This is a genomic window from Nocardioides cavernae (genome assembly GCF_016907475.1).
In the GTDB taxonomy this organism is placed as follows: domain Bacteria; phylum Actinomycetota; class Actinomycetes; order Propionibacteriales; family Nocardioidaceae; genus Nocardioides; species Nocardioides cavernae.
In genome coordinates this window covers 3,250,388-3,264,514 of sequence record NZ_JAFBCA010000001.1, presented here as the reverse complement: position 1 = coordinate 3,264,514, position 14,127 = coordinate 3,250,388, and the positions used below count along the sequence as shown (strand labels likewise).

The window sequence follows — 14,127 nt, the reverse complement described above, 5'->3', positions numbered from 1 at the left end:
CGGCGAGAACCCTACCGTCGGGTCACTTGTCAGTTAGGGTCTGCGGGTGCTGACGAGGACCCCGCCGTGGCGCGCCGATCTCTCCCGGTCGCTACGGCTGTTCCGGGAGTTTCGCTACGAGCAGCCCGACCCGGCCCGGTTCTACACTGCGCTTGCGCGCGACTCCGCGCTGCAGGTGTCGCAGTACCACGACCTGTCAGGCCAGCTGATGCTCGACGTCGGGGGTGGCCCCGGCTACTTCCGGCAGGCGTTCGAGGCAGCTGGCGCTTCCTACGTCGCGCTCGACGCCGACGTGGGTGAGCTCGCCGGCACGGGGTCGATCGACGTGCGCACCGTCCTCGGCAGCGGCATGCAGCTGCCGTTCCGCGACGCGGCGGTGGATGTCTGCTACTCATCCAACGTCCTCGAGCACGTTGTGGAGCCGTGGCGGATGGCCGATGACATGCTGCGGGTCACCCGTCCGGGCGGCCTGGTCTTCATCAGCTACACCACATGGTGGGGTCCGTGGGGCGGCCACGAGACCGCGCCCTGGCACTACCTGGGTGGGCGACGGGCCCGACGCCGGTACGCCGAGCGCCACGGTCACGAGCCCAAGAACAAGTTCGGTGAGTCCCTCTTCGCGGTCTCGGTCGCCGACGGGCTGCGGTGGGCGCGCAGCCAGCAGGATGCCGACGTGGTGCACCTGGTTCCGCGTTACAACCCATGGTGGAGTCGCTGGCTGCTGCACGTCCCGGTAGTGAGAGAGGTCATCACGTGGAACCTGGTGCTCGTGCTGCGCAAGCGGTGAACCAGGAGGGCTCGCGTTTTGGTTGGCGGCTGGTTGCTGCCTGCGCGCTGCTGACGGGTCTCGCCCTGACCCAGTCCGCGGGGCTCGTGGTCGCCGACACCAAGCTCGACCTGGCGATCTCGCCGGTGGACTTCCTCGCTCGGGCGGCCCACCTGTGGGACGCCGAGGGCGCTTTCGGTCAGCTGCAGAACCAGGCCTACGGCTACCTCTGGCCGATGGGTCCCTTCCACGCCCTGGGCTACGTCATGGACCTCCCGGCGTGGGTCGTGCAGCGGTCGTGGATGGCGCTCGTGCTCTGCGTGGCGCTCGTCGGGATGGCTCTGCTCGCGCGCGCGCTGGGCGTTCGATCCGACCTGGCCTGCATCGTCGCCGGCTTCGCCTTCGCCCTGTCGCCGCGGATGCTGACGGTGCTGGGCCCCAGCTCGATCGAGGTGTGGCCGAGCGCCCTGGCGCCCTGGGTCTTGCTGCCGCTCGTGATCGGCAGCCGCCGCGGCTCGCCGGTCCGGGCGGCCGCGCTGGCCGCCCTGGCGGTGGCGATGGTGGGGGGCGTCAACGCGGCGGCGACGTCCGCCGTCCTTCCGCTGGGGGTGCTCTGGCTGCTCACCCGCGAACCCGGTCCGCGCCGTCGCTCGATGCTGCTGTGGTGGCCGCTCTTCACGGTCCTCGGCACGCTGTGGTGGCTCGTGCCTCTCTTCCTGCTCGGAGCCTACAGTCCTCCGTTCCTAGACTTCATCGAGACCGCGGCCGTGACGACCTATCCCACGACACTGGCCGACGCGCTGCGGGGCACCTCCAACTGGGTGGCATACCTCGACCCGGACAGCCGCGCCGGACGTGACCTCATCACCTCGCTCTACCTACCCCTCAACAGCGCGGTCGTCCTGGCGGCCGGTGTGGCGGGCCTTGCGCTGCGGCGCAACCCGCACCGCCTGTTCCTGGTCTCCGGGGTGTTCGCGGGCCTCGTGCTCGTGACGATGGGCCACCACGGCGACGTGCAGGGGTGGTTCGCCTCACAGCTGCTCACGCTGCTCGACGGGTGGCTCGCGCCGCTGCGCAACGTGCACAAGTTCGACGTCGTGCTCCGGCTCCCACTGGTGGTCGGGCTCGCCTACGCGCTCGAGGAGCTGCAGTCCCGCTGGAGCGCCGCTCGAGGAACACGTCAGGGCCTGGGCGTGTCCGAACGGACCAACATCGCTTTCGCGATCGGCGTCGTCGTGGTGGCCGTGGTCGGATCGACGTCCCCCGCGTGGGTCGGACGCATCACACCCGGGCAGGGGTTCGGCGATGTCCCCGGCTACTGGCGGGAGGCGGCGGCGTGGCTCGAGGAAGACCAGGAGGAGCACCCGGGCGTGGCGCTCCTCGTGCCCGGCTCGTCGTTCGGCACCTACGTGTGGGGCACGCCTCGGGACGAGCCCATGCAAGCGCTCGCGAGCAGCCCGTGGGCCGTTCGGAACGCCGTACCGCTCACCCCGGCCGGCAACATCCGGATGCTCGACGAGATCGAGCGACGCCTCAACGAGGGGCAGGGGAGCGAAGGGCTCGCGAGCTACCTCCGCCGGGCCGGTGTCTCCCACGTGGTGGTACGCAACGACCTCGAGCGCAGCCGCGACGTCGCCGACCCGGTCCTGGTCCACCAGGCTCTGGACGACACGCCCGGACTGGTGCGGGCGGTGGGCTTCGGGCCGGACATCGGTGGAGAGGCGCGCATCGAGGGAGGCCGTCTGGGCAAGGCGCTGGTCAACTCCGGCTGGCAGACGGAGTACCAGGCGGTCGAGGTCTATCGCGTGACAGGGGAGGTGCCGTACGCCACCGAGGCGGCGGATCCCGAGACGGTCGTGGTCGGTGGGCCCGAGGACCTCCTCGACCTTGCCGACGCGGGAGTCGTGGGCACCTCCCCGGTGCGGCTCGCCGTGGGTGCGGACCGGGGCGATGCACCACCCGACCGCGTCGTCCTCACCGACGGTCTGCGGGCGGTGGAGCGCAACTTCGGCCGGCTCCACGACTCCGTGTCGCCGACGTTGTCGTACGAGCAGTGGCGCGAGCTCTCCCGGTCCGGGGTGCCTGACTACTCCGTGGCGGACGGCTCGCGCTGGCTCACCGTCGCGGACCTGGAGGGCGCGGCGTCGGTGACCGCCTCGAGCACCCAGGCCGACCCCGACGCGCTGGGCTTCACCCGACGTGGCACCCTCCCCGAAGCGGCTGTGGACGGCGACCCGGACACGAGCTGGCGGTCCGCGACGATGTCGCCGGGTGCGCAGTGGTGGCGCATCGAGCTCGAGGAGCCACGTGACGTCGGCCGGGTGACGGTGCGCGTCGGTGACGCGGGCGACGAGGTCCTCGTCGTGTCGACGCCCGACTGGGAGAGCGAACCCCTGAGGTTCGCACCGGGGGAGGCGCGGTCGGTGGAGGTGCCCGGTGGGACGTCGTCGGTGACGGTGTCCGATGTGTCGGAGCGGACCGGCAACGACATCGAGCTCGCCGAGGTCGAGGTCGGAGAAGACGTCGTGCGTCGCCTGGTGGTCCCGCCCACGCCGCCGGAGTGGGGACAGCCCGACGCAGTCGTGCTCCGTCGCCTCTCCGACGGCCGGACCGGCTGCGCACGAGTGGACGACGTCGTCCGGTGTGCTGCGCACAAGGCAGGTTCTCAGGAGGAGTCCCGCGACGTGCACCGCCGCTTCACGTCCGACGCCACCACCGCCGTGCCGGCACACCTGATCGTGAGCCCCTACCCCGGACCCGACCTCGACGACGTGATCCTGCAGGACCAGCCGGCCCGGATCACGGCCTCCTCGGTCGGCGTGGACGACCCGCGGGCGGGCGCCGTCGCAGCCGTGGACGGAGACGCAGGCACCACGTGGTCGGCGGCGCTCGGCGAGCTGAACCCCGAGCTGCGGATCTCGTGGCTGGGGCGGCGCACGGTCACCGGCCTCGGGATGAGCGTCAACCGCGACGTCGCGGCTCGCCTGCCGCAGCGGGTCGAGCTTTCGTGGCCGGGAGGCACGAAGGAGGTCGAGCTGGAGCGCGGGTCCGCCCGGTTCGACGCGATCCGCACCGACCAGCTCACCGTCCGGGTCCTGGACGCCGAGCCGGCCACCGACCTGGGCTTCGACGGTGCCGCGCAGAGCGTGCCGGTCGGAGTCAGCGAGCTCGTCCTGCAAGGCGTCCCCTACCTGCCTCTGGACCTGCCTGACGAGCCGGCCCGAACTCCATGCGGCACGGGTCCCACGATTCGCAACAACGCGGTGTCCCAGTCCACGCGGGTCGTGGGCAGCCCGGCGGACATGCTGGCCGGGCGGCGACTCGAGGCGGTCCTGTGCCGGGGCGATGTGGTTCCCCTAAGCACGGGCGTCAACGACGTCGACCTTCTGGCGTCCGACGCGTTCGTGCCCGACGTGCTGGTCCTGGGTGACCCACTGGGCCCGACGGACGGCAGAGCACTCCCGACCGAGCAGCCCGACCCCGTCCTGCGTCGGGTCGACGTGCCGACCGGGGGCGACGTGGCGACGCGAGAGAACGCAAGCCCCGGCTGGACCGCGCGCGTCGACGGTCGTGAGGCCGTCCCGGAGGTCTTCGACGGCTGGCGCCAGGGGTGGACGACGACCGCGGCCGGGAGCCTCGTGATGTCGTTCGCGCCTGACGGCACCTACCGCGCGGGCCTGCTCGGTGGCGCGGTTGCCCTCGGTGGGCTGCTGGTGGTCGCGGCGTCCGTCCGCCGCGGGCGACGTGGTGCTCGGGAGTCCGGGCGACGCCGGAGACTTCCCTTCATCGCGCACGCAGCGGTCCTGCTGATGGTCGCCGGCGTGGTAGCGGGGTATCCGGGCGTGGTGGTCTCACTGGTCGGTGCTGCCGGGGCCGCGGCCCTCCACCGCAGGGCGCCGGAGGCCGGGGCGTGGTGGCTCGGCGCTCCGCTGGCCGCGTCCTACGCGGCGTACGCGGTGCGGCCGTGGGGCGGCTCGGCGGGGTGGGCCGGTCAGCTGGCCTGGCCTCACCTGCTGGTCGTGCTGTCCCTCTCGGCCGTGGCGGCCTGGGTGTGGCTCGACGAGGAGGATCGGGTGCGCCCGAGTCGCAGGGCAGGTCGCTCCACGACGCGATAGAGCACCTCCGCGGCTGCGATGCTGGCGACGAGGGTGAGCGCCCACACCTCCAGGCCGTTGCCGCCGAAGAGACGGTAGTCGGTGCTCCAGAGCACCAGGCTGATGATCGACAGGTGGAGGCAGAAGACGCCGTACGAGATCTGGCCGAGGTGTCGGCAGACCGGGTGCGACATGAGCCGTCCGTATCCGCGCTGCGGGTCGGCAAAGACACCACTGAGCACGATGAGCCCGCCGATGATCGAGTAGACGACGTTCTTCAGCAGTGTCTCCGACGGGGTGCCTGCGACGAAGAGCACCGGGCCGGCGAGCGGGGTGGAGACGGCGAGCACGAGTCCGGCCACGAGCACCCAGCAGGTGCCCGGCATCCGACCGAGCTCGACCAGCCGTCGCTCGACGACGGTGCCGACGCCCTGCTGGTGGCGTACGTGGAGCAGCGCGAGCCCGATCCCGACCGCGAACCACGTGAGATAGCCGGGTAGCCAGAGGCCGGTGCCGCCGGGGACCCGAGGATCGAGCAGGGGGGTGCCCTCGAGGTGCCACCACACGGTGACGGCGGCCATGGTCGCAAGCACGGCGAGCGTGCGGCGGGGACGCAGGATCCGGCGACGGCCGCGCCCGAGCGCCACCAGCATGAGGAGCGGCAGCAGGACGTAGAAGGCCACCTCGACGGCGAGGCTCCACATGTGGGTGAGCCCGTGCGGCAGCTTGTCGCGGGTGTAGATGTCGAGGAGAAGCAGCGTCGAGAGCCAGTCCAGCGGTCCCTCGTCGGCGTTCTTCGGGAACACGGCGAGCGCCAGCACTGCCGTCACGACGTAGGCGGGGGCGATCCGCAGGACTCGCTTCCGGCCGTACGAGCCGAGGTCGGGGGCCGGCCGACCCGTGGCGGCCCGGGCCAAGTGGGGGCGCGCGAGCAGGAAGGCGGACAGCACGAAGAAGATGGCGACGCCGACGTCGAGGCGAGCGAGGAACGTGCCCCACGCGCCCGAGCCGAGGTAGCTGCCGGTCTGGAAGGCGGCGTGCGTGGTCAGGACCGCGATGGCGCCGATGGCGCGCACCGTGTCGAGCGCGGGGAACTCGTGCGCGATCTCGACCTGCGTGGCGGAGTCTGTCGTCACGGCAGTGGTGCTCCCGGCTCGGGTTGTCCGACCTCGACGGTGTCGACGCACAGCGTCGTCCCCGGGTCGAGTCCGTCGATCGTCACGTGGTCGAAGCCCCCCTCCAGACGCAGGTAGAGGTTGTTGAGCCCGCTGCGCACGCTCGTCTGGACCCGATTCTGCCCCGCGGTCACGGTGACGGGTGAGTCATTGCTGCTGAGGTATCCGATGCGCGCCCACCAGACGAAGTCGAACGCGTCCCCGGCGAGCGGGATCCGCCGTCCCTTCTCCGTCACCTTCCACCCGCACCCGGCGAGAGGACCAGGAACAGAGTCGACCCCGCGATCGATCACGACCTGGCGGAAGGAGCCGTCATCGCCCACGATCGCGAGGTCGGACGACACGTCGGGGAAGTGGATCGCGTCGGTCACGAGCGGCGCGAGGAACTGGAAGCTGTTGGCGGGCGCGGCCAGCTGAGACATCACGTCCTCAGGTACGACCCGATCCACCATCTCGGTCCGGCCGCGCGACTCGACCTCGGCGCGCACAGTGTCGAAGAAAGCGTGCGCCGCATTGTCGCGATGCCACGGTCGAACGTAGCCGATCGAGCTCACCACGCTGCCGACGAGGACGACGACGAGCAGTCCCACGCCGACAGGCCGCGGGACGGCCGCGACGAGTGGCCTCTCGCGCTGGGCCGACGAACCGGGCGCGTCAGGCAGGTCGATGAAGGCGAGCCCCAGGCAGAGCGCCGCTATCAGGGGGATGTCCGAGAGGTACCGCGCGTCCGTGCCGAGCGTGGCGCCGAGGGCGGTCGCGCGGCCGGCGAGGACGAGGACGAACGTGCCTCCGACGTAGCCGAGGAACAGGAGGAACGCCCGTCCTGTCCGGAGCCGGCGCAGCCAGGCGTACGCCACGACGAGCAGCACGACGACCCAGGCGAGGTGGACCGCCAGCTGAGGGGGGTCGGCGAACGAGTTGGGCGGGGCGGGGTCCCGCCAGCGCCAGGGTCCGCCCACGAGACCGGTCATGAGGGTGGTGCCGAGCATCGTCTCGGCGAACTCGCCCACGAGTCGCGCGGTGACCGTGGAGAGCTGTCCCGGAACGACGCTCACGTAGTAGCCGACGTAGGCCAGGCCCACGACGAGCAACGGAACGAACGCCACGAGCTGCGAACGCAGGCCCTGCAGTCGACGTCGCACTCCGAGGGGAGAGAAGTAGGCGATGCTGAGGTACGCGAGGAGCGGCAGCAGGAAGAGCGCCTTCGGCCAGAACGCCAGGCCGAGACCCAGCGCACCGGTGCACGCCACGAGCCAGAGCGTTCGGCGTGTGCGGAGGTAGCGCACCCAGGCGCCCACGCCGAGGCTGAGCGTGATCTGCAGTGGCAGCTGCTGCAGCGCCGCGACGAACCACATGAACGAGGGCACGGACATCGCGAGGAACAGGTAGATCGCGTAGGGCACCAGGATCGCCCGGCGAAGGCCGAAGAGGCTGACGAGCATCCAGAGGCAGGCGGCGCTCGCGAGGGCCTGCCCGACGACGACCACCAGCGCTCCCGGCCACCACTCGGTCGGGCCCGTCGTGCGAAGCAACCAGTAGATCGCCTTGGCGGCAGGCATGACGTGGCCGTTGTAGGGATCGACGAGATAGCTCCAGTCGCTCGCCTCGGCGTGACGCCGCAGGAACACGAGGTCGTCGAGGAAGTACCAGCTCGACGCGGCGGCCCAGGTGCGGAACGCGAGCTGGACGACCATGAGCGCCACGGCAGTCCCGAGCACCCACGTCCGCGAGTGCGCCAGCTCATCTGACACGCGCACCAGGGCTCTCATCACCAGGTGGTCCTCTTCAACACGTGGGGATCGGCGACGCCCGACTCGGTCGGGAGTCACTGGAGTACTGGTCACCACGTTTGCAGACGTCCATCCGGGGGTTCGACGATCTCTCTCCACGACATGCTACTTGCTGGTACCGTTCGGCGACTTCATTCAATCCGCCTGGAGGATTCTCGTGCGCAAGGTCATCGCCGCCGTCTTGGTCGGCCTTGGTTCGTTCCTGCTCGTCGCCGCGCTCACCGTCGTCCTCTGGGGCGGGGATGCGGTCAAGAAGACCCCGCTGGACACGGACTCGGTGACCAACCTGTCCGGCACGGCCGACAAGCTCAACCCGGCATCGGGTGACGTCGAGTCGCTCCAGGTCAAGGCTGCCAGCGTGACGAAGGCCGACGCGGAGCTGTCCGACGACGACGTCGTCGTCTTCGTCAACACGACGTGTCTGGTGATCGACGAGGGCGACACGCCGCAGTGTGTCGACGAGTCCGACGACCGGCTCGTGAGCGCCAGCAGCGACGTGTTCGCCACCGACCGCCGGACGGCCGAGGCCGTGAACGACCCCCAGTACGTCCCGCCGAGCGCCGAGGAGAAGTCGGGCCTCGTCAACAAGTGGCCCTTCGACGCCGAGAAGAAGGACTACACCTACTGGGACGGCATGCTGGGCGAGGCGGTCGACGCCACCTACGACGGCACCGAGACGCTCGAGGGTCTCGAGACCTACAAGTACCACGTGCTCGTGGAGGAGGAGTCGGCCGAGGTCGTCGAGGGCATCGACGGTGTCTACTCCCAGGACAAGTTCATCTGGATCGATCCGACGACGGGATCCATCGTCAACCAGACCCAGCACGAGGTGCGCGAGCTCGAGGACGGCTCGCCGCTGCTCGACATGCAGCTCGCGTTCACCGACGAGCAGGTCGAGGCCAACGTCGCGGACGCCAAGGACAACGGACGATCCCTGGACCTGCTCACCAAGACCCTGCCGCTCATCGGATTCATCGGCGGTGCGATCGCACTCCTGGCCGGCCTGTTCCTGTTCCTGCGCGGGCGCCGCGACACGACGGCCTGAGGCAGGACCGAACCGTTCCTCACAGCATGTCCGAGCTCGCGACCGTCCACCCTGACGATGTGCGGTGGTACGCCGACACGTTCGACCAGGTCCAGCACAACGTCGAGGCGGCCGTCCTCGGCAAGCGGCACGTCGTCCGTCTCGGGCTGACCTGCCTCGTCTCCGGTGGGCACCTCCTGCTGGAGGACCTCCCGGGCACGGGCAAGACGATGCTGGCCCGGGCATTGGCGAAGTCGCTCGACTGCTCGTTCGCGCGCATCCAGTTCACGCCCGACCTGTTGCCCTCGGACATCACCGGCGTCACGGTCTACGACCAGGTGCAGGGTCAGTTCTCGTTCCACCCCGGGCCTCTCTTCCACAGCATGGTCCTGGCCGACGAGATCAACCGCGCGTCGCCGAAGACACAGTCGGCGTTGCTGGAGGTGATGGAGGAGGGGCACGTCACAGTCGACGGCAAGACCCACGAGGTCCGCCGGCCGTTCATGGTGATCGCGACCCAGAACCCGATCGAGCAGGCCGGGACCTACCAGCTGCCCGAGGCGCAGCTGGACCGGTTCCTCATGCGCACGAGCGTCGGACACCCCGACGCGGAGTCGACCGAGGCACTGCTGGCGGAGTCGCGCATCCGCGACCGGGCGGCGGACCTCGTGCCCGTGGTCACGGCTCGTGAGATCGAGCGGATGAGCCGGCTGGCGGACATGGTCCACGTCGACCCGGCGATCATCAGCTACGTACGCCGACTCGCCGAGGCCTCCCGCGAGGTGCCCGGGGTCAGGATCGGCCTGTCCACGCGCGGCTGCCTGGCCTGGATCCGGGCCGCCAAGGCGTGGGCGCTCGCCGAACGTCGCGGGCACGTGGTGCCCGAGGACATCGCGACGCTTGCCCACCCGGTGCTGGGCCACCGGTTGCTGATGGGCTCGGGTGCGGCCTACGGGGGCACGACCTCCGACGAGGTCATCGACGACCTGCTCGCGCAGGTGCCCGCCCCCCGCGACCGCGCGTGAGCGACCGGGCCGGCACACGGGGCGGCGCCGCACGGCGGCTCGCCGCGCTGCGGCCCTCGCGGTTCGTGGGTCCGCTCCGCCTGCTGACGCCGCTCGGTCGCGGGGTCCTGGCGACGGGGGTCGTCGCGACCGCACTGTCCGTGCGGCTGAACTGGCTGGAGTTCACCCAGCTCGCTGTCGTCGCCTTCGGGCTGCTGCTGGTGGCGCTGGCGTGGCAGGTGCTACCCGGTGCGCCGTCGGCGACCATCGTGCTGCGGCAGCACCGCACGATCGTGGGTGCGTCGCCTCCGGTCGCAGTCCTCGCGGTCGAGGCAGGCGCGGTCCCGATGCTGTTCCCGCGCGTGGTGGTGCCCGTAGGTGGCCGCACCGTGCGCCTGCGCCTTCCGTTCCTGCGGCCTTTCTCGCGGCACGATGAGGTGATCGAGCTCCCCGTGATGCCTCGTGGAGCTCACGCCGTCGGACCGGTGAGCTACGAGAAGACCGATCCAGTCGGCCTCATGAGTCGCCGCCACGAGATGGGTGGGGTGCTCGAGCTGCTCGTGTCGCCGCAGGTGACCGACCTGGCTGTCTTCGCCGGGGGACTGGCCAACGACCTTGACGGGGCGACGAGCCAGCAGCTCTCGATGAGTGACCTGGCCTTCCACGCGCTGCGGGAGTATGTCCCCGGCGACGACCTACGGCATGTGCACTGGCGCTCCTCGGCCAAGGCGGGGCAGCTGCTCGTCCGGCAGTTCCACGAGACGCGACGCGGTCACGTCACGGTGCTCCTCGACGGCTCGAGGGCGTCCTACCCCCGCGCGCGGGACTTCGAGCTCGCGACCTCGGTCGCGACCTCGGTCGCGCTGCGGGCCGTACGGGACGACTTCGACACCTACCTGCGCTGCGGAGCGCACCTCGCCCACAGCCGTCATCCGGTCGCCATGACCGATGCCGCGTGCCGGTTCGCGCTGGAGGACGGCGACGCCTACCTGGCTCACGCGGCAGAGGCGGCCGGATCCGTTGCCGGGACGGGCCTCGTCGTCCAGGTGACGGGCGCTTCCCGGGCCCTCGTCGACCTGGACATGGCAGCTGCGCAGTTCGGCCGCGGCGCGGACTGGATCGTCGTACGCGCGGACAGTCAGGGAGAGACGGCCGTGCGTGACAGCGGGCCCCTGCGCGAGCTGTCCGTCCCGGACCTGGCACGGCTGCAGGACCTGATGGCGAGGGGGATGAGGTGAGGCGCGAGCAGGGGAGCATGGTCGACGCGGTCGCGGTCGTCGTCGCGTTGGCGATGATCCTGTCGATCCTGGACGACAGCTTCGTGGGCCGCAGCTACCTGGTGGTCGGCCTGGTGCCCGTCGTGCTGCTCGTGTCCCTTGCCCTGGCTGCGCGCCGCGTACACGAGGGCGGGTGGTGGTACTCGCTCGTCGGGCTAGCGGGGTTCGTCCCCGTCGGCGCGTGGGCCGCCCTGCGCGAGCCCGGGCCGTGGCTGTTCCCCACGCTCCGCACAGTGAGTCGCGTGCTCGTTGGGTCCGTCGACGCGCCCCTCACTCTTGTCAGCACGGTCCCGCCGGTGGAGTCGAGCGGCCAGGTGATGCTCGTGCCGTACCTCATCGGGTTCTTGGCCGCGTTCCCCGCTGCGTGGTTCGCGGTCGCGACGACGCGCCCGTTGGCGCCGGTGGTGCCCTTGCTGGCGGGCCTCGCGGCCACCATCCCGCTCGGCGTGCTGGCCCCGAGCCTGATGGTGGCGCGCGCGGTCCTCGTCACGATGGTCCTCCTCGGCTGGGCGGCCGTACGCGCCCGTCGGCACGAGGCCTCGGTCGGTGCCAGCAGAGGGTCGGGCACGGCTGCCGCGGTGGCCGTCGCGATGGTGGTGGTGGTGTCCGCCTTCGCCGGACTCGTGGTGCCCGACTCGGACGTGTCTGACCGCGTGCTGCTCAGCGGCAGGAACGACACGCCTCTTGTCGCCGACACGCCCGTGCTGCCTGTCCCGAGGACCGACGACATCAGGTTGTTCAAGGCGAGCGGAGTCCCCGACGGCCGTCGGCTGCGGCTGGCCGTGCTCGACCTCTACAACGGTGAGGCCTGGATTCCCGCAGAAAGCTCGCCGGGGTCAGACGGCTACGGGACGTTCAAGCGAGTGAGCTCCGACGTGGCTGCCCTCCATCCCGGCGCCACGGCGGTCGTGCGGGTGAAGTTCCGGCCCGGCTACTCCAGTGACTGGCTGCCGATGCTCGGCGAGCTGACCAACCTCGACTTCGACTTCAACCCCGGTCGGACCGACGTCGGCGACGTCCGCTACAACCAGGCGACCGCCAGCGCACTCGTGCTGGGCGGCGTGGACGTACGCGACGAGTACCGGTTCGAGTCGGTGGTGGGGGACGTGACGTTCACGCGCCGGGACCCTACCCGTGAGCCGACCGAGGAGCAGCGACAGCCCGACGGGACCTTCCTCGACGAGTATCTGCAGCCCTTCGACCGGCAGGAGCTGCTTCCGCTCGAGCGGGTCCTGCTGCTGGCTCGCTACCTCCAGAGCCACGGCACGGTGCGGGTCACCGAGGCGTTCGACCAGTCGCCCGACATGCTCGGCCACCGCATGCTGGGATCGCAGCGGATGACCGGCACCGCCTTCCAGTACAGCGCCCTCATGGCTCTCGGGGCCTCCCGTCTCGGCGTGGCTGCACGGTTGGTGACCGGCGCGGAGCCGGGTCGCGGCGGTCTCGTCGACTACGGTGACCTGACCTCGTGGGTGGAGCTGCAGTTCGAGGACGGCACCTGGCGCCCACTCGACCTCGAGCGGTATCTGGGCTCACGCGTGCTCGAGGAGGGGGCGGAGACGGCGCCGGCGCCCGACCCCGCGGAGTTCGTCCAGGAGCAGCTCGACCAGGCGTCGAAGGGGAGGGACAGGGAGATCCGCCCGCCCTCAGTCCCGTCCGAGTCGCGTCCGGCCTGGCAGGTGGCCCTGGGCGTCGTGGCCGCGACGGCTGCGCTCGGCCTCGTCGCATTGCTGCTCGTGCCGCTGGTCAAGGCGCTGCGCCGGGCGAGACGAGGGCGTACGTCGTCGTGGTCCGGGCCCTACGTCAACGGCTGGCAGGAGGTGCTCGACGCGGCCCTCGACCTCGGCACGCCGGTCCCCGACGACTGGAGCCGCGTCGCGCAGGCGACCAGCCTGGGGGTCGGCCGAGGACTCGCCCAGCAGGCGGATGCCGCTGTCTTCGCACCCGTCGCCCCGCCTGCCGAGGAGGGCCGCGCGTTCTGGGACGCGTGCCAGCAGGTGCGGGGCGAGCTGGTGGCGGAGGCCAGCCGGCGCCGTCGGGTCTGGTCGTCCTTCAACCCGTCCTCGCTCATGGCCGGCTGGGCTCGCGGCCGTCGGTCAGCCCAGCAGGTGCGCCACGAAGATCGCCGTGCCCGGCGTCAACAGGCCGCGGGTGCGTGACCAGCCGCCCCACACCCGGTCGTGCTGCTCTGGCCACTCGGGCTCGACGAGGTCGACCAGCCTGAAGTGGGACGCCGCGAGGAGACGTACCCAGTCACCGAGCGTGCGGTGGTGCTCGACGTAGGCGACCACGCCGCTCGCGTCGTCGACCTCCACGTAGGGCGTGCGGTCCCAGTAGGACTGCGTCGCCGTGAGGCCGGGCTCGCCCGGGTCGTCGGGGAACATCCAGCGCGTCGGGTGGGTGATGGAGAAGGCGAAGCGGCCTCCCGGGCGCAGCACCCGGGCGACCTCGGCGACCGCCACGTCGATGTCGCTGACGAACTGCAGGGCGCCGAAGGAGCAGAAGACGACGTCGAAGCTGCCGGCCGCGAAGGGCAGGGCGGTGGCGGTGCCACGGACGGACGGCACGGCCACCCCCGTCTCCTCGTCGAGCCGCAGCGAGTGCTGCAGCTGGCGGTGGGACAGGTCGAGGCCGAACCCGCGGCCGCCGCGCGTGCGCACCCAGCGCGAGCACTGGCCGGCGCCGCTGCCCACCTCGAGCACGTCGAGACCGGCCACGTCGCCGAGGATCCCGAGCTCTTCCTCGGTGTGGCCCTCGGGACCCCAGACGAATCCGGCGTCGCCGAGGAACGCTCCGTGCGTGGCCTGGTACTCGTCGGCGTAGCGGTCCCAGTCGGGTCCGTTGGCGCTGCGGGACTCGCGCTCGGAGACGGGGCGCCGCTCGACCCTCACGGACTGCGGCAGGTGATCCTCCACCCCCGGAGCGTAATGGTGCCGGTGCACCGGGCGAGTCACTGCCCGGGTGCACCGCGCATCTCGGCGCCGCTGCGTGGCAGCA

9 protein-coding genes are annotated in these 14,127 nt (G+C 71.1%); 6 read left to right on the top strand and 3 right to left on the bottom strand.

The window, feature by feature from the left end:
* Positions 1-46 precede the first annotated feature (46 nt).
* Both JOD65_RS15320 and JOD65_RS15315 read left to right on the top strand, forming a co-directional pair.
* Positions 47-787, top strand: a complete 741-nt coding sequence (locus tag JOD65_RS15320) for a class I SAM-dependent methyltransferase (protein WP_307821207.1) — start codon at positions 47-49, stop codon at positions 785-787.
* Complete coding sequence (locus JOD65_RS15315) at positions 754-4,881, top strand: alpha-(1->3)-arabinofuranosyltransferase (protein ID WP_204811224.1); 4,128 nt, start codon at positions 754-756, stop codon at positions 4,879-4,881. Before JOD65_RS15320 ends, JOD65_RS15315 begins: the two co-directional genes overlap by 34 nt.
* Here the strand turns inward: JOD65_RS15315 and JOD65_RS15310 are convergent.
* Positions 4,773-5,996, bottom strand: a complete 1,224-nt coding sequence (locus tag JOD65_RS15310; RefSeq protein WP_191195776.1) for an acyltransferase family protein — start codon at positions 5,994-5,996, stop codon at positions 4,773-4,775. The two genes, JOD65_RS15315 and JOD65_RS15310, sit on opposite strands and share 109 nt — an antisense overlap.
* A complete protein-coding gene (locus JOD65_RS15305) occupies positions 5,993-7,807 on the bottom strand; it encodes a glycosyltransferase family protein (protein ID WP_191195775.1) in 1,815 nt (604 codons plus the stop codon). Before JOD65_RS15305 ends, JOD65_RS15310 begins: the two co-directional genes overlap by 4 nt.
* Before the next feature lie 175 nt (positions 7,808-7,982).
* Between JOD65_RS15305 and pgfA the strand changes: the two genes are divergently transcribed.
* From pgfA to JOD65_RS24085, 4 genes are read left to right on the top strand one after another with little or no spacing between them, the layout of a single operon-like run.
* On the top strand, positions 7,983-8,870 hold the full coding sequence (pgfA, locus tag JOD65_RS15300) for a cell envelope lipid trafficking protein PgfA (protein WP_191195774.1): 888 nt from the start codon (positions 7,983-7,985) through the stop codon (positions 8,868-8,870).
* Between the two features lie 26 nt (positions 8,871-8,896).
* Positions 8,897-9,874, top strand: coding sequence for an AAA family ATPase (locus tag JOD65_RS15295; RefSeq protein ID WP_191195773.1), 978 nt, complete (start codon positions 8,897-8,899; stop codon positions 9,872-9,874).
* Positions 9,871-11,091, top strand: coding sequence for a DUF58 domain-containing protein (locus JOD65_RS24090; protein WP_191195772.1), 1,221 nt, complete (start codon positions 9,871-9,873; stop codon positions 11,089-11,091). Before JOD65_RS15295 ends, JOD65_RS24090 begins: the two co-directional genes overlap by 4 nt.
* Positions 11,088-13,289: a transglutaminase TgpA family protein gene (locus JOD65_RS24085; protein WP_191195771.1), complete on the top strand. Its 2,202-nt coding sequence runs from the start codon at positions 11,088-11,090 to the stop codon at positions 13,287-13,289. Before JOD65_RS24090 ends, JOD65_RS24085 begins: the two co-directional genes overlap by 4 nt.
* Here JOD65_RS24085 and JOD65_RS15280 read toward each other — a convergent pair.
* Positions 13,227-14,045 (bottom strand): class I SAM-dependent methyltransferase, encoded by an 819-nt coding sequence (locus tag JOD65_RS15280; RefSeq protein ID WP_204811222.1) that lies wholly within the window; start codon positions 14,043-14,045, stop codon positions 13,227-13,229. The two genes, JOD65_RS24085 and JOD65_RS15280, sit on opposite strands and share 63 nt — an antisense overlap.
* Positions 14,046-14,127 lie beyond the last annotated feature (82 nt).

What these genes read in the sequence shown, in the direction of transcription:
- JOD65_RS15295 (WP_191195773.1), top strand. Translation starts at nt 8,897, where the DNA reads ATGTCCGAGCTCGCGACCGTCCACCCTGACGATGTGCGGTGGTACGCC.